18 protein-coding genes and 1 tRNA gene are annotated in these 16,346 nt (G+C 31.1%); 9 read left to right on the top strand and 10 right to left on the bottom strand.

Annotated features, from left to right (window positions below):
- Nucleotide 1 precedes the first annotated feature (1 nt).
- The 5 genes from lepB to KA468_RS06795 are packed head-to-tail and all read right to left on the bottom strand — an operon-like array spanning nt 2 to nt 4,593.
- Nucleotides 2-1,582, bottom strand: coding sequence for a signal peptidase I (gene lepB / locus KA468_RS06775; protein ID WP_291242181.1), 1,581 nt, complete (start codon nt 1,580-1,582; stop codon nt 2-4).
- Nucleotides 1,583-1,614: 32 nt separating this feature from the next.
- Entirely contained in the window at nt 1,615-2,313 is a 699-nt protein-coding gene (dapB, locus tag KA468_RS06780) for a 4-hydroxy-tetrahydrodipicolinate reductase (RefSeq protein ID WP_291242182.1), read from the bottom strand.
- A 44-nt stretch (nt 2,314-2,357) separates the two neighbouring features.
- Nucleotides 2,358-2,870: a DUF5683 domain-containing protein gene (locus KA468_RS06785; RefSeq protein WP_291242183.1), complete on the bottom strand. Its 513-nt coding sequence runs from the start codon at nt 2,868-2,870 to the stop codon at nt 2,358-2,360.
- A gap of 53 nt (nt 2,871-2,923) precedes the next feature.
- Nucleotides 2,924-3,823, bottom strand: coding sequence for a ParB/RepB/Spo0J family partition protein (locus KA468_RS06790; RefSeq protein WP_291242184.1), 900 nt, complete (start codon nt 3,821-3,823; stop codon nt 2,924-2,926).
- Nucleotides 3,823-4,593, bottom strand: a complete 771-nt coding sequence (locus tag KA468_RS06795; RefSeq protein WP_291242185.1) for an AAA family ATPase — start codon at nt 4,591-4,593, stop codon at nt 3,823-3,825. The genes KA468_RS06790 and KA468_RS06795 overlap by 1 nt, the downstream gene beginning before the upstream one ends.
- Before the next feature lie 151 nt (nt 4,594-4,744).
- Between KA468_RS06795 and idi the strand changes: the two genes are divergently transcribed.
- The 5 genes from idi to KA468_RS06820 all read left to right on the top strand — a co-directional run bounded on the left by idi (nt 4,745) and on the right by KA468_RS06820 (nt 7,121).
- A complete protein-coding gene (gene idi, locus KA468_RS06800; protein ID WP_291242205.1) occupies nt 4,745-5,269 on the top strand; it encodes an isopentenyl-diphosphate Delta-isomerase in 525 nt (174 codons plus the stop codon).
- A 4-nt stretch (nt 5,270-5,273) separates the two neighbouring features.
- The gene (locus KA468_RS06805) at nt 5,274-5,684 is read left to right on the top strand and encodes a 6-carboxytetrahydropterin synthase (RefSeq protein WP_291242186.1); all 411 of its coding nucleotides are present in this window, start codon (nt 5,274-5,276) and stop codon (nt 5,682-5,684) included.
- The gene (locus KA468_RS06810) at nt 5,685-6,644 is read left to right on the top strand and encodes a type I phosphomannose isomerase catalytic subunit (protein WP_291242187.1); all 960 of its coding nucleotides are present in this window, start codon (nt 5,685-5,687) and stop codon (nt 6,642-6,644) included.
- Between the two features lie 57 nt (nt 6,645-6,701).
- Nucleotides 6,702-6,971 carry a hypothetical protein gene (locus tag KA468_RS06815; protein ID WP_291242188.1) on the top strand — a complete coding sequence of 90 codons (270 nt, stop codon included), beginning with the start codon at nt 6,702-6,704 and terminating at the stop codon, nt 6,969-6,971.
- A 76-nt stretch (nt 6,972-7,047) separates the two neighbouring features.
- Nucleotides 7,048-7,121 (top strand) — tRNA-Thr (locus KA468_RS06820).
- 105 nt (nt 7,122-7,226) lie between these two features.
- Here KA468_RS06820 and KA468_RS06825 read toward each other — a convergent pair.
- Nucleotides 7,227-7,616: a PUR family DNA/RNA-binding protein gene (locus KA468_RS06825; protein WP_291242189.1), complete on the bottom strand. Its 390-nt coding sequence runs from the start codon at nt 7,614-7,616 to the stop codon at nt 7,227-7,229.
- Between the two features lie 71 nt (nt 7,617-7,687).
- The gene (locus KA468_RS06830; protein ID WP_291242190.1) at nt 7,688-9,451 is read right to left on the bottom strand and encodes an ABC transporter ATP-binding protein; all 1,764 of its coding nucleotides are present in this window, start codon (nt 9,449-9,451) and stop codon (nt 7,688-7,690) included.
- Between the two features lie 176 nt (nt 9,452-9,627).
- On the opposite strand from KA468_RS06830, the gene KA468_RS06835 reads away from it, so the two are divergent.
- From KA468_RS06835 to yajC, 4 genes are all read left to right on the top strand, one after another.
- On the top strand, nt 9,628-10,734 hold the full coding sequence (locus tag KA468_RS06835; protein ID WP_291242191.1) for a Glu/Leu/Phe/Val dehydrogenase: 1,107 nt from the start codon (nt 9,628-9,630) through the stop codon (nt 10,732-10,734).
- Between the two features lie 81 nt (nt 10,735-10,815).
- On the top strand, nt 10,816-11,757 hold the full coding sequence (nusB, locus tag KA468_RS06840) for a transcription antitermination factor NusB (RefSeq protein ID WP_291242192.1): 942 nt from the start codon (nt 10,816-10,818) through the stop codon (nt 11,755-11,757).
- Between the two features lie 10 nt (nt 11,758-11,767).
- The gene (locus KA468_RS06845) at nt 11,768-12,202 is read left to right on the top strand and encodes a DUF1573 domain-containing protein (RefSeq protein ID WP_291242193.1); all 435 of its coding nucleotides are present in this window, start codon (nt 11,768-11,770) and stop codon (nt 12,200-12,202) included.
- 7 nt (nt 12,203-12,209) lie between these two features.
- Nucleotides 12,210-12,482, top strand: coding sequence for a preprotein translocase subunit YajC (gene yajC, locus KA468_RS06850; protein WP_291242194.1), 273 nt, complete (start codon nt 12,210-12,212; stop codon nt 12,480-12,482).
- 120 nt (nt 12,483-12,602) lie between these two features.
- On the opposite strand, the gene pepT is transcribed toward yajC, so the two are convergent.
- From pepT to KA468_RS06865, 3 genes are all read right to left on the bottom strand, one after another.
- Nucleotides 12,603-13,850 (bottom strand): peptidase T, encoded by a 1,248-nt coding sequence (gene pepT, locus KA468_RS06855; RefSeq protein ID WP_291242195.1) that lies wholly within the window; start codon nt 13,848-13,850, stop codon nt 12,603-12,605.
- Nucleotides 13,851-13,956: 106 nt separating this feature from the next.
- Nucleotides 13,957-14,952, bottom strand: coding sequence for an energy transducer TonB (locus KA468_RS06860; protein ID WP_291242196.1), 996 nt, complete (start codon nt 14,950-14,952; stop codon nt 13,957-13,959).
- Between the two features lie 108 nt (nt 14,953-15,060).
- On the bottom strand, nt 15,061-16,287 hold the full coding sequence (locus KA468_RS06865) for a Glu/Leu/Phe/Val dehydrogenase dimerization domain-containing protein (protein ID WP_291242197.1): 1,227 nt from the start codon (nt 16,285-16,287) through the stop codon (nt 15,061-15,063).
- Between the last annotated feature and the right edge of the window lie 59 nt (nt 16,288-16,346).

Consider the following 16,346-nt stretch of genomic DNA (forward strand, 5'->3'; position numbering starts at 1 on the left):
TTTAAAGTAAATCTGTTTCTTTTTTCTTTTTCTTACCTCTATACCAATCCCAAGCAAAATATCCTGCTAAAAGGAATAAGAAGTATTTGAAATATGATTCGGGTTGACCTTCTCCGCTAACAGTTGTGAAGAAACGTTCGGTTCTAAATTTATTTAGTAAGCCTTTTGCATTCCAATCTAAACTCATCCATATAAAAATAGGTTTACCAACAATATGATCTGCAGGCGTGTAGCCGAAATAACGCGCATCTAACGAATTATGTCTGTTGTCTCCCATCATCCAATAATAATCTTGTTTAAAGGTGTAGGAAGTAGCTATTTTACCGTTTATTTTAATTTCACTACCTTTTACTTCTAACGTATTTCCTTCATACTCTGTGATGATTAATTTATACAAGGGTAACGTTTCTTTGTTTAAAGCAACTGTTTTTCCAGCTTGTGGAATATAAATTGGTCCAAAATTATCGCCATTCCAGTTGTTCGTTACGGATGGTTTTCCATCTTTAAAATCTGGAAACACGCCATCTTCGGCTTTTTTGTTTATCATTCTTTTTACCGAAGTGATACCGCTAATTGATTTTAATTTTTCTGCATTTTCAAAAGTTAATGCTTGTACGTAAAGTGTGTCGTTAGTTATCATTCCTGCTGGATCAGTAACTTTCATTTCTCTTAAAATCGTTTCAAAATCAATTGGTGTTTTGCCGTCGGTACTAATTTTATAAGAATACTGAGGTTTTGCCCTTTCAGGTAAAATAAGCTCTTTACCATTTACAAAAACAATTCCGTCTTTAATTTGCAAACTGTCGCCGGCAATACCCACACAACGTTTTACATAATTTGTTTTCTTATCGCGAGGTTTGTCAATCCTTTCTGTAGCTGGCAAATACATATTCGATAGTGTATCTCTTGGCCAATTGAAAACAACAATGTCGTTATTCTTAATTTTTTCTAAAGCAGGAAATCTAAAATAAGGTAATTGTGGTTTGCTTAAATACGAAAGTTTTTTTACCATTGGAATAGAGTCGTGTACCATTGGTGCTGCAATTGGAGTCATTGGCGTTCTTGCACCGTAATGAAATTTACTTACGAATAAGAAATCGCCAATTAATAATGATTTTTCTAATGATGAAGAAGGAATTACAAATGGTTGAATAAAATACGTATGCACAAAAGTCGCTACTATTAAAGCAAAAGTAATTGAACCTAAAGTGTCTAACGCTTTTGTTGCGGGTTTGGTGTCGCGTTCAGCTTCGTATGAAACGTCTTGTGTATAATTTACATAACCAACATACAATCCGAATGTGATTACTCCCAACCACATATCTGAAGTGGATTTTCTACCGAAAGTACGTAAGGTTTCAATCCAAATTACAGGTAAAATTAACAAGTTAATTACAGGTAAAAATAATAAAAGTACCCACCACTTTGGACGGTTTATGATTTGCATTAATACGATTCCGTTATAAACAGGAACAAATGCTTCCCAAGCTTTTTTACCGGCTTTTAGGTATAGTTTCCAAGTACAAATTGCGTGTAATGTGCTAATTATTAATACTGTAATAATCCAAGTTGATATGTCCATAATTTTGTTTTTTTGTAAATCGTAAATTATACTTATATTCCCAAAACGTCTTTCATTGTGAAAACGCCTTTTTTACCTATTAACCATTCTGCAGCTATGACCGAACCTAAAGCAAAGCCTTCTCTGCTATGTGCGGTATGCTTTATTTCTATTTGATCCACTTTGCTGTCGTAAAAAACAGAATGAGTTCCAGGAATGTTTTCTATTCTTTTTGCGTCAATATAAATTTGATTCGCAGTTGGATTTTCTAATGTCCAATTAACATAATCTGTGTTTTCTATAATTCCATTTGCCAAACTTATTGCTGTTCCGCTTGGGGCATCTAATTTTTGAGTGTGATGAATTTCTTCCATTGAGACATTGTAATCTTTAAGGTTTTTCATCATTTTCGCTAAATAATTATTTAGTTCGAAAAATATATTTACGCCTAAACTAAAGTTCGAAGCATAAATAAAACTTCCGTTTTTTTCTTGGCATAAATGTACCATTTCATCATAATTTTCTAACCAACCGGTAGTTCCAGAGATTACAGGAATATTTTGGTTTAAACATTCTGAAATATGGCTAACAGCTGAGGTTGGAACACTAAAATCTATGGCGATATCTGCTTTTGTAATTCCTTCAAAAGTGTCAGAACTATCTTTTCGTAACACAATTTCATGACCGCGTTCTAAAGCAATTTTTTCTATTACTTTTCCCATTTTACCGTACCCTAATAATGCTATTTTCATTTTGATTAGTTGTTGTTTTAAATAAAATGTTACGAAATAAAATGTTAAAATTGATACGTTAATGTAAAACCTACATTTTGGTTAAATGTATACGGATTGGTGTGTAAATCTGGTTTTAATGATAAATCGTCATTTACGTTAAATTGCAATAAATGAGCGTCTACATTTGCTTCTACAATATTTAGAATGTACAAACCAGCAGTAATAAGTACAGATAAGTCTCTGTTTTTTTGATAGAATTTTTGACCTCTAATAACACTTTCAGTACTTAACTTTCCATATGTAGGATCTGAAGTGTCAATTGCGCCATCATTGGCTAATCGTTTTTTGTATTCGTCACGGTATTGATTGTGTTTTTTATTATTGTCCATAATAAAATACACCCCAGCACCAATAGCACCGTAAACTATAGGGATTTTCCAATATTTTTTATTGTACGCCTGACCTAATCCTGGCAAAATTGCAGAATAAAAAGCTGCTTTTGCTGGCGATAATGGATTAATATCAGACTTTACGATGTCTTTAGTTTCAATTTTTAATTCTCTCTTTTGAGCCACAGAAAATGTTGTGCCCAAAAACAGTAAAATAATTATGTAAAGAAACCGCTTCACTAATCGTTGATTAATTTCATAATTCGATTAAAATCTTCTTCAGAATGAAAAGGAATGGCTATTTTTCCTTTGCCATTTGCAGCAACACTGATATCCACTTTTGCACCAAAGAAGTTAGCAAAAGTTTTCTTTTGTTCGATAGCAATTTCGAATGTTTTTGTAGTAGTCGTTTTGCTTGATTTAGGTTTTAAACCTTCTTGATATTTTTTTACTAACGCTTCTGTATCTCTAACCGATAAGTTTTGAGTAACAACGGTGTGGTAAATATCACTTTGCGCTTCTTGGTTTTCAATGTTAATTAATGCTCTACCGTGTCCCATCGAAATAAATCCATCTCTCATTCCTGTTTGAATAATTGGATCTAATTTTAGCAAACGTAAATAGTTAGTAATGGTTGAACGTTTTTTTCCTACACGCTCACTCATTTCTTCCTGAGTTAAATTTACTTCTTCAATTAATCTTTGGTACGAAATGGCAACTTCAATTGGGTCCAAATCATGACGTTGAATGTTCTCAACCAAAGCCATAACAAGTGATTCGTTATCATTTGCTAATCTGATATAGGCAGGAATAGTAGCAAGTCCTAATAATTTTGAAGCACGTAATCTTCGTTCTCCAGAAATTAGTTGGTATTTGTTAAATTCTAATTTTCTAACAGTAATAGGTTGAATAACACCAACTTCTTTAATAGATTTAGCTAATTCTTGAAGTGTGTCTTCATTGAAATTAGTTCTTGGTTGAAACGGATTTATTTCAATAAAATTAATATCAAGTTCGATGATACTTCCTACAACTTTATCTGCATTTTTATCTTCTACAGACTTAATGTCGTTTGAAGGATCGCTTAAAAGTGCTGAAAGTCCTCTTCCTAACACAGGTTTTTTTACTGCTTTTGTCATTAGTTACTACTGTTTTTCTTGATAATTTCTTCTGCTAAATTTAAGTAATTTGCAGCTCCTTTGCTTGTTGCATCATAATTTATAATGCTTTCTCCAAAACTTGGTGCTTCACTTAATTTAATATTTCTTTGAATAATAGTCGAAAACACCATATTATTAAAATGTTTTTGAACTTCGTCAACTACCTGATTTGATAATCGTAAACGGGTATCGTACATAGTTAAAAGTAATCCTTCAATATCTAAACTTGGATTATGAATTTTTTGTACACTTTTTATTGTGTTTAATAGTTTTCCTAAACCTTCTAATGCAAAATATTCACATTGAATAGGAATTACAACACTATCTGCAGCGGTTAACGCATTTAACGTTAATAAACCTAAAGATGGCGCGCAGTCAATAATTATATAATCGTAATCCTCCTTAATTTCTTGTAAGGCTTGTTTTAGCATATATTCTCTATTGTCTTTGTCAACCAATTCAATTTCTATGGCAACTAAGTCAATATGTGCGGGTATAATCCAAACATTTGGAGCGCTTGTAGAAATCACACCTTCTTTTGCGGTATTGCTGTGTTCTATTATTTGATAAGTACCTATTTCAACACCTTCCACGTCAATTCCTAAACCAGAGCTCGCATTTGCTTGCGGATCGGCATCAATTAAAAGCACCTTTTTTTCCAAAACACCTAATGCAGCGGCAAGATTTATCGAAGTTGTTGTTTTTCCTACCCCGCCCTTTTGATTGGCAATTGCAATGATTTTACCCATTTTTTCTTTTAAAATTTTAGAAGCGTAAAAATACAATTTTTTATGGTATAACCAACCCAATTTTATTAACAATACGTTAAAGTCTTTATTTCAGTATATCTTTGCTGTAAAAATTATTTTTTTTGTAAATTTGACAATTAAATATTTAAGAGTGGTAGAAGAAAAAGTTATTTTAGTTGATGCAAATGACAATCCAATTGGATTGATGAATAAGCTAGAAGCACACGAAAAAGCGGTTTTGCACAGAGCCTTTTCTGTTTTTATTTTAAATGATAAAAATGAGTTGATGTTGCAACAACGTGCGCATCATAAATACCATTCTCCATTATTGTGGACCAATACTTGTTGTAGTCATCAAAGAGAAAATGAAACAAATATTCAAGCTGGCACCAGACGACTTCGAGAAGAAATGGGTTTTGAAACAGAACTAAAAGAAATGTTTCATTTTATCTATAAAGCTCCATTTGATAACGGGTTAACCGAACACGAATTAGATCATGTTATGCTTGGTTATTATAACGATGTGCCCGATATCAACAAAGATGAAGTAGAAAATTGGAAATGGATGAAGATTGAAGAAGTAAAAAATGACATGATTGCAAATCCGAATCTTTATACGGTTTGGTTTAAAATAATATTTGAGGAATTTTATCATCATTTTGATGACAATAAATAAAAAAATGAAAGTAACAGTAAGTAGAAAAGCGCATTTTAATGCTGCACATAGGTTATATCGAAAAGATTGGTCTATGGAACAAAACGATGCCATTTTCGGTAAATGCAACAATCCAAATTATCATGGGCACAACTACGAATTAATTGTAAGTGTTACAGGTGAAATTGATCAGGAAACTGGTTTTGTAATTGATGTAAAAATTTTGTCAGATTTAATAAAAGAACATATTGAAAATGCGTTTGATCATAAAAATTTGAATTTAGATGTTCCTGATTTTGAAAATTTAAATCCAACAGCCGAAAATATTTCAGTTGTTATTTGGCAAAAATTAAGAACACATATTAATTTAAATTTACATTTAGAAGTGGTTTTATACGAAACGCCACGTAATTTTGTAACTTATAGAGGCGAATAAATGTTGTTTTATCCTTTACTTTTCAAACCCATTTTTAAAGAACGAATTTGGGGAGGTACAAAACTAAAAAAAGTATTAAATAAATCTTTTGATGGCAGCCAAATTGGCGAAAGCTGGGAATTATCAACCGTAGAAAATGACATTAGTGTTGTAGCTAATGGAGCATTTGAAGGATTGAATTTAAATCAATTAATTGAAAAATATCCTACAGAATTATTAGGTGTTAATTCCATTCAAAATTTTGGGCTTAATTTTCCTTTGCTTTTTAAGTTTTTAGACGCTAAAGAAGATTTATCTATTCAAGTGCATCCTAATGATGCATTGGCAAAAGAGCGGCACAATTCTTTTGGTAAAACAGAAATGTGGTACGTTATGCAAGCTGATGATAATGCAAGATTGGTTGTTGGATTTAAAGACAAAACTAATAAAAAAGACTATCAAGAACACATAGAAAATAAAACATTAGTTACTATTTTAAATGAAACACCTGTAAAAAAAGGCGATGCTTTTTTTCTGGAAACAGGTACAGTTCATGCTATCGGTGCTGGTGTTTTAATTGCAGAAATTCAACAAACTAGCGATATTACCTACCGATTATACGATTGGGATAGGGTAGATGCTAGTGGAATGAGTAGAGAGTTACATACAGATTTAGCTCTTGACGCAATAAACTTTGAACCTACAAATACTAAATTAAACTACGATGTTGCTAAAAACAAATCGGTTAATTTAGTAGAATGTCCGTTTTTTAAGACCAATATTTTACAAATTTCAGAAAGATACAATTGGAAAAAAACGAAAGAATCGTTTACGGTTTTGATGTGTACAGAAGGAAGTTTTACTATAAATATGTTACATTTTCAATCTGAATTTAAAAAAGGAGATACCGTATTAATACCAGCAATAATTGATGGTTTTGAAATTATTGGCGAAGCAACTCTATTGGAAATTACAATTTAATTAGCAGCGTATTGATATATTGTTTACTTTTGCATCATAATTTTTAAAAATAACAAAATGGCAAGCGTTAAAAACTTGAAAAAAGAAATTAACTACGTTTTAGGAGATATCTTAAACATAGTATATATTTGGGAAATGACCTCTACAGGAAAACCAACTGAATCTTCAGAGGCTTTAGTAGGAGATATTTACGATACATTTGATGCATTAATGGTTAAAGTAAACCAAAAAAATGTTGAAAATAAAAAAGCACATTATAAATTAGTTAAAGAGGAATTCGAAGTTGCTGCAAATCAATTTGTTGCAAAAGTGAACGAATTAAACTAAAAAAAATCGCAAAAAAAATGATTATTTTTTTTGCAAATTAAATTATCAAGACTATATTTGCACTGCAAAATGAGTCGCCGGTGTAGCTCAGCTGGCTAGAGCAGCTGATTTGTAATCAGCAGGTCGTGGGTTCGAGTCCCTCCACTGGCTCAAAAAAAGGCAATCGAAAGATTGCCTTTTTTTATTTGTATTTATTGAAATTAAAAAAGCCAAAATAGGTTATAAAAAAAATGCTTTCCTAAGAAAGCATTTTTTTTAAATATCATCAAAATTAATATCTGTATAACTGTTTGAAGAAGTTATAGGCGTTTCTTCTTCAGAATTTGAATATTCTGTTCCGTCAGATTCTTTTTTAAAATCCTTTTGGTGTCTTTCTGAAATAACTTCTTCTCCTTTATGGTTAATTACATATTCGGTCATTTCGCTTAAAATTTCATTAAAAGAAGCAAAGTCTTCTTTATATAAATAAATTTTATGTTTCTTAAAATGATACGAACCATCTTCTTCAGTAAATTTTTTACTTTCAGTAATGGTAATGTAATAATCGTCTGCTTTTGTTGCTCTAACATCAAAGAAGTACGTTCTTCTTCCTGCTCTTAATACCTTAGAAAAAATGTCTTTTTCTACTAATTCTTTGTCATTCATAATCCTTCGTTCAATTATTAGTTGTTTTCGTGTTTCAAAAATCTAAAAAAAAACTTTATTAAACAATTTTTTTAAGCATTTTCTTTTTCAGAAAGTTGTTTTATGAATAAATCTTTATAAAAGCCTTCTTCAGATACAAGTTCATTGTGTGTGCCTTGCTGAACAATTTTTCCTTCATCTAAAATAATAATTTTATTTGCGTTTTTTGCAGCAGAAGCTCGATGTGTAACGATAATAGTTGTTTTGTCTTTGAAAATTAACTTAAAATTATTAATTATTTTTTCCTCAGTTTCGGTATCTACGGCGCTTAAACAATCGTCTAATACTAAAATTGGCGCTTCTTTAATAATTGCTCTTGCAATAGAAACACGTTGTTTTTGTCCGCCTGATAAAGTGATTCCTCTTTCACCTAAAATAGTGTCATATTTATTAGTAAACAATTGAATATTATCATCCACTACGGCCATTTTTGCTGCTTCTACAATTTCACCGTCAGTAGCATCTTCTTTTCCAAATTTTATATTGTTTTTTATTGAATCGGAAAATAAGAATGGATCTTGTGTAACAATACTCATACTTTTTCGTAAATGATACAAATCGTAATCTGCTAAATCTTTATCATCAATTTTAATTTTTGATATTCCAGATACGTCGTGAATCCGTGTTAATAAAGATAATATTGTAGATTTTCCTGATCCTGTTTTTCCTAAAATCGCTATGGTTTCTCCCTTGTTTATTGTGAAACTAACATCTGTTAGTGCTTTTATGTTTGTGTCATCGTAGGTATAACTTACATTTTCAAAAGTAATTTTTCCTTCAATTGGAGTGGTAATTGTTCCTATATTTTGAATTTCGGGTTGCTCTGTCAAAAATTCATTGATTCGTTTTTGTGAGGCTTCTGCTTCTTGAACCAATGAAGAAACCCAGCCAAATGAAGCTACTGGCCAAACTAACATTCCTATGTATAATAAAAACTTAGCTATTACTCCAATGTCTTTAATTTCTCCATTAACATACATTTGTCCGCCTACAAAAATTACAATTAAATAACTTAATCCAATTAATAAAATCATTAGAGGTCCAAATAAAGCGTTTGTTTTGGCTAACGCTAAGTTTTTTTCTTTACTAATTTTAGATAATTTAATGAATTCATTATTTCTATCATTTTCTAAAGCATATGCTTTTATTACTCTGATTCCAGAAAAAAATTCTTGTGTAAAAGAGGAAAGCGTAGATAGATTTTCTTGATATTCGGTACTTTTTTTATTGATTCGTTTGCTTAAAACAAAAATACTATAAGATAAAATGGGTAATGGAAGCAAGCAATAAATGGTAAGTTTTACGTTTACTGCCGACATACTAATAATGATTGCAGCAAATCGAATTATTGTATTTATGGTATACATTACCGCTGGTCCTACATACATTCTTACTTTTCCGACATCTTCACTAATACGATTCATTAAATCGCCGGTTCTGTTTTTTTTGTAAAAATTTTGAGAAAGGTTTTGGTAATGATTGAATATTTCATTTTTCAAATCAAATTCTACAAAACGTGACATTACAATTAAGGTTTGACGCATTAAAAAGGTCAAAAATCCAGCAATTAAAGTGCAGAATATGATTAGTGCAATATTTTTAAAGAGTTCGTTTTTTAATAAAGCAGTGTCTTTGTTTTCCGATTTCAGAAAGGTTTCAATTAAGGAAATCGATTTTCCAACTAATTCTGGAGTGTATAATGCAAATATTTGTGCTATAATAGTAATAACAATTCCAAATAAAAAGCGGAATTTGTATTTTATAAAATATTTATTTAAATATTGTAATTCTTTCATTTAAAGTAAAGTAATTTAAAGTAATATTAAATTTGTTAGATAATTTATGGTTTTTTTTTCTTTTATGTTTAAATCTTCTAATTGTTGTATTCGTAAAAATAAAATAAAAAACGAGAATTATATATAATTTATACCTATTTTTGCGACTTATTATTGACAAATAATCAAATATACTCATGACAACAGATATTATAAATTCAAATGAACTACATAAAGTAGATCCAGTTTTTGGTCAAATTTCTTTTGACGGACACGAACAAGTTGTTTTTTGTAATGACAAAGATACAGGATTAAAAGCAATAATCGGAATTCATAATACAGTTCTTGGACCTGCACTTGGAGGTACCAGAATGTGGAAATACGCAAACGAGTGGGAAGCCTTAAATGATGTGTTGCGATTATCTCGAGGAATGTCTTTTAAATCTTCTATTTCAGGATTGAATTTAGGTGGTGGAAAAGCAGTTATTATTGGTGATGCCAAAACTGAAAAAACACCGGAATTGATGAGAAAATTCGGAGAATATGTAAATTCATTATCTGGAAAATACATTACAGCTGAAGATGTTGGAATGGAAACTAAAGATATGGATACGGTAAGAGAAGTAACGCCTTATGTTACTGGAATTTCTGAAAGTAAAGGTGGCTCTGGAAATCCTTCTCCAATCACAGCATATGGAGTTTTTATGGGAATGAAAGCGGCAGCTAAACATAAATTTGGTGTAGATACTTTAGCTGGAAAGAGCGTTTTAGTACAAGGAATTGGACATGTTGGAGAAGTTTTAGTACAACATTTAACGAATGAAGGCGCAATAGTAACTATTTCTGATATTAACGAAAATAGACTACATGAAGTGGGTTCAAAATACGGTGCTAAAATTTTTAGTGGAAACGATTTATACAGTTTAGATGTTGATATTTATGCGCCATGTGCTTTAGGTGCAACAATAAATGATGAAACCATTAGTAAAATTCAAGCAAAAGTAATTGCTGGGGCGGCTAATAACCAACTTGCTAATGAAGTGATTCATGGAAAATTATTGAAAGAAAAAGGAATTTTATATGCTCCTGATTTCTTAATTAATGCTGGTGGTGTAATTAATGTGTATTCTGAATTGGCAAATTTAACTTCTGCTCAAGTTATGGAAAAAACAGAAAATATTTACCATACTGCAATGGATATCTTTACCCTATCAGATGTTCAAAATATTACTACACATCAAGCAGCATTAAATATTGCTCAAAAAAGAATTGATGACAGAAAAAAAGAATTACAAAACAAATAATTCTTTAAAATAAAAAATTGTAAATTTGTCCCGAAATAAAACAATAATTATTTCGGGATAATTTTTTTAAAGTTCTTAGCCATGCTTAACAGAAGACATTTTAGAGTAAAAGTGATGCAAACCATCTATGCAATGCATAGACACGAATCGGATTCATTAGATAAAGAAGAAAGATTTTTATTACAAAGTATTGAAAATTCTCAAGATTTATATTTAGTAATGCTTTCTGTTTTCAATGAATTACAACTCAAAGAAAAAGCATATTTAGAATTAGCTTCTAAAAAACATTTGGCTACAAAAGAAGAACAAAATCCTAACTTTAAGTTTGTAAATAACAGTTTCTTTAAAATTTTAGGAAATCACACTTCCTTTTATGATAAATTAGAAGAAAGAAAAATTGACAATTGGAAACGTAATGACGATTGTATTATTTTCCTTTTAGAAGCAATTAAAACTTCGGATATATACAAACGATATATGGCAGTTGAAACATCAGAATTTAAGAAAGATATTTTCTTTATATATGATGTTTTTAATGAGATTATTGCACCAAACGAAAAACTTTACGATTATTTAGAAGATTATAAAATTACATGGGTTGATGATATTCCTGTAATTAACACCTTACTTTCTAAGCAAATTAAGTCGATAAAAAGTTTCGATGATTCTTTAGAGTTGCCAGTTGTTTTTAAAGATTTAGATGACAAAGAATTTGTAAGAAATTTATTTAGAAAAACAGTTTTAAATGAATTGGAATTTGCAGCCACATTTGAAAACAAAACACCAAATTGGGATAAGGAGCGTATAGCGGAATTAGACACTATCATCCTTAAAATGGCTATTTGCGAATTGTTAAAATTTCCATCAATTCCTGTAAAAGTTACCTTAAATGAATATTTAGAAATTGCTAAAGAATATTCTACGCCAAAAAGTAGTATATTTATCAACGGAATTTTAGATAATTTAGTAAAAGAATTTCAAGCCGATGATAAGATTAAAAAAGCGGGTAGAGGATTGTTATAAATTAATTATTATGAAAAAAACAATTAGAATTTTTGTTTTAGCTTCATTGTTAATTACTTGGTCTTGTAAAAAAGAAGTAATTACCGAGGATGAAATTAGTCGTAGAATACAAGAAAACGCAAATGCGCCTAAAACAAAGGTGAAATTTGATAAAGAAGTACACGATTTTGGCGAAATCATGCAAGGTGAAATCGTATCTACAACATTTACAATTAAAAACATAGGAGAGAACGATTTATATGTAGTAGAAGCACATGGTTCTTGTGGTTGTACAGTTCCAGAAGTTACTAAAGAGGCTATAGAGCCTGGGGAATCAGCGCCAATTCAAGTAAAATTTGATTCAAATGGGAAGTCTGGTGAAGTTACAAAATCAGTTATGATTACATGTAACACAGCAAAAATTGTTGAAACCATTAATATAAAAGCAAGTATTAAATCTAAATAAAAACGATATGAATCCAATGTTAATTGCACAGTTGGTATTAATGATAGGAGTATTTTACTTCTTAATTATTATGCCAAAAAACAAAAAAATTAAATTAGAAAAACAATTTTTAACCGATTTAAAAACAGGCGATAAAATTATTACAATTGCCGGAATTCATGGTAAAGTTTCTGAAATTGCTGAAACTACAATTGTTATGGAAACCATGTCGGGTAAATTAAAAATTGAAAAAAGTTCAATTTCTGCTGAAATGAGTTTAAAATTGAACGAGAAGAAATAATATTTTAAATTCAAAAAAAATAAATTCCAAATTCCAAACTGAAAAAACAGTGGAATTTGGAATTTTTGTATAAAGTGTATTTTGTCTTTCTGAACGTGTTTCAGAATCTTTTCTTTTCTACTATTTCTTATTCTGAATCGCGTTTAATTCTGCAATTCTCACAATTACTTCAACGGCTTTTTGCATACTTTCTACAGGTACATATTCGTATTTGCCGTGAAAATTGTGACCGCCAGCAAAAATATTCGGACAAGGTAATCCCATAAATGATAAACGCGAACCATCAGTTCCGCCACGAATTGGCTTAATTAGAGGTTTGATGTTTAGTTCTTTCATAGCTTGTTCGGCAAGTTTTACAATATGCATTACAGGTTCTACTTTTTCACGCATATTATAATATTGGTCTTTTATTTCTAAAATAGCAATGTCTTCGCCAAATTGTTTTTGGTATTTCTTATTAATTTTAGCAACTACTTCTTCAACATAGACCTTTCGTTTTTCAAATTTCTTACGATTATGATCTCTAATAATCAATTGCACTAAAGTATCTTCTATGCTACCTTGAATATTTGTAACGTGATAAAATCCTTCGTAATTTTTAGTCGTTTCAGGAGTTTCATCTTTCGGTAATTTAGAAATAAATTTATTTGCTAAAAGCATCGAATTGATCATTTTTCCTTTCGCATATCCTGGATGCACACTTTTTCCTTTAAAAGTTATTTTTACTCCAGCCGCATTAAAATTTTCATATTCTAATTCGCCAATTTGACTTCCGTCCATAGTATATGCCCAATCTGCACCAAATTTTTCTACATCAAAGTGGTCTGCACCACGACCAATTTCTTCATCTGGTGTAAAACATACTTTTAATGCTCCGTGTTTAATTTCTGGATGTTGAACTAAATATTCCATTGCAGTCATAATTTCAGTAATTCCTGCTTTGTCATCTGCACCAAGTAGCGTAGTTCCGTCAGTAGTAATTAAAGTTTGACCTTTATATTGTAATAAATCTTTAAAGTAAGAAGGTGATAGGATGATGTTTTTTTCGGCATTTAAAATAATATCGCCACCATCATAATTTTTAATAATTTGTGGTTTTACATCTTTGCCAGTAAAATCAGGAGTGGTATCAAAATGCGAAACAAAACCAATTGTAGGTACTTCATAATCTAAATTACTTGGTAAAGTTGCCATTACATAGGATTTGTCGTCAATTGAAACATCTGACAAACCTATTTGTTTTAGCTCTTCAACTAATTTGTTTGCTAAATCCCATTGTTTAGCTGTACTTGGTGTAGAGTTTGATTCCGGATCCGATTCTGTATCTACAGTAACGTATCCAATAAAACGGTCAATTATATGTTGCATCTGTTTTGTTTTTAATAGTGATGCAAATATAAATGTTTAATGTTTAAAAGTTTAAAAGTTTAGAAGGTTTATTTGGGTATTCGTATAGAAATTCTATAGCCAAATATTAATTTTGAAAGTTATAAGTAATAGTTCCAACTTGTTTTTCAGCAGCAGAATCACTTGGTGTCCATTTTGTTTTTCGAGCAAAGTTTTTAGCTAATGCAATTAAGCAAGCATCTCCAGTTGTACCTCTACCATTTGATACTCCAATTGTATTTCCAGCTTTATCAACAGTAACTTCAATTACTACTTTTCCGAAAGAATTACATTCGTTACCAACTGCGGGTTTATTAATATTTCTTCTTCCAGCTAAACTATAATTGGCACCACCTGTGCCACCACTTCCATTTCCGCCACCAGACCCTGAGCCATTTCCTGCTCCATTGCCATTTCCGTTTCCAGTACCATTTCCGCCACCTGTTCCACCTCCAGAACCGCCGCCGCCATAATACCCGTTTGAATTGGCATTTCCATTAGCCGAACCTTGATTTCCGTTTGTAGTACTATTTCCATCACCTCCTTTGTTTTTACCTTTAATCATATTGCTCAAAGCACTATTAGGTTTTTTTACGGGTGCTTTGGTTGTTTCAACTGGTTTTGTTTCGGTTGGTGTGTTGTTTTTTGGTTTGATTTTAGATTTTGGTGGAGTAGGTACATCGGCTCCAGCATTATCTTGAGTTAATATATCTTCAGGAGTAGATTCTTCAGGTTCTGAAGCCACATCTTTCATATTCACTTCTAAGGTTTCATTTAAATAATCATCTCCTTTTCCAAAATCGGTATCGCCATAATTTAAGGTAACACCACCGCCACCGCCACCTTGCGCAATTAACATTTCGGTTTTTCCATACGGAGGCCAAAATCGTACAAATAATAATAAAAGTACGATGCAGACTACTGAATGTGTAGTAATTACAATGGATTTATTTGAATCAGAAAGTGTTGATTTTTTTAAAAATTGAATTAACAACCAAACTGAACCAATTAATAAAACCAGTAAAAGCAAGGTAAAATAGCCGTGCTCGTATAGTGTTTTAAATAAATTTATAATTGATTTCATTTTTGGTTTTTTGTAATAACGATTAAAAGTAATAAAAATTGTTGAAACAAAAAAACTAGGTTCAAAATAGTTTAAACCTAGTTTTTAATAGTTAAGGTATTTTTAATTTTATACCAATTGTTTTAAAGCAATTTCATAAGCTCTAGCGCTAATATTTGTCTTGCTAGAACTTACATCAAATGTTTTTTGAATGGCTTTTCCTATAATTTCAGAAGCATCATTAAAAATAGCTTCATCTGTCATTTGTACTTTTTTCTCCATAAAGTATGCAAAAACTCTTGCCATCCCACAGTTTGAAATAAAATCAGGAATTAAACTTACTTTATTGTCAGTTTCTTCCATAATTGGACCGTAGAAAATTGCTGCGTCGGCGAAAGGAACATTAGCACCACACGAAATAACTTCTAAACCATTTGTAATCATATTTTCTACATTGTCTTTAGAAACAATTCTTGAAGCGGCACACGGAGCAAAAATTTGTGCACCAATTTTCCAAATTTTATTATTGATTTCATCAAAAGGAATCATTTGGTCAGAAACCAATTTGTTGCCATCTTTATTTCTGAATAATTCTGTGATTTCTTCAAATGTAAATCCGTTTTCGTTTAGTACACCGCCATCTCTATCGATAATTCCAACTACTTTCGCACCCATTTTAGCTAAATAAAAAGCGGCTGCAGAACCTACATTTCCAAAACCTTGTACAATGGCTTTTTTTCCAACAACGTTACCGCCATAAATTCCGTAAAAATGCTTTACTGCTTCTGCTACTCCGTATCCTGTAATCATATCAGCTACAGTATATTTTTTAGTCAAATCTGGAGTAAACTCACCATTTTCAATTACTTTGATAACACCTTGACGCAATTGTCCGATCCTATTGATTTTATCTGCTTCACTTGGTTTGAAATGTCCGTTGAAAACACCCTCTTGCGGATGCCATACACCACATTCTTCTGTCATTGGGATTACTTCGTGAATTTCATCTACATTTAAATCGCCACCTGTTCCGTAATAATTTTTTAATAAAGGAGAAACCGCTTTATACCAACGTTCTAAAACGCCTTTTTTGCGAGGATCTGCTGGATCGAAATTAATTCCAGATTTCGCTCCACCAATGGCAGGACCAGAAACTGAAAATTTCACTTCCATCGTTTTAGCTAAAGAAAGTACTTCGTTTTGATCCAATCCTTTTCTCATTCGTGTTCCCCCACCAGCTGCACCACCACGTAATGAATTTATTACAGTCCAACCTTCTGCTTCCGTTTCAGGATCTTTCCAATTGAATACTATTTCAGGTTCTTTATTTTCGAATTTATGAAGTAAATCTTTCATGTTTTGATGTAAGGGTTTGATTTATTATGCAAATATAAATGTAAAAAATGATTACGTAA

The organism is Flavobacterium sp. (assembly GCF_017985075.1).
Classification (GTDB): Bacteria; Bacteroidota; Bacteroidia; order Flavobacteriales; family Flavobacteriaceae; genus Flavobacterium.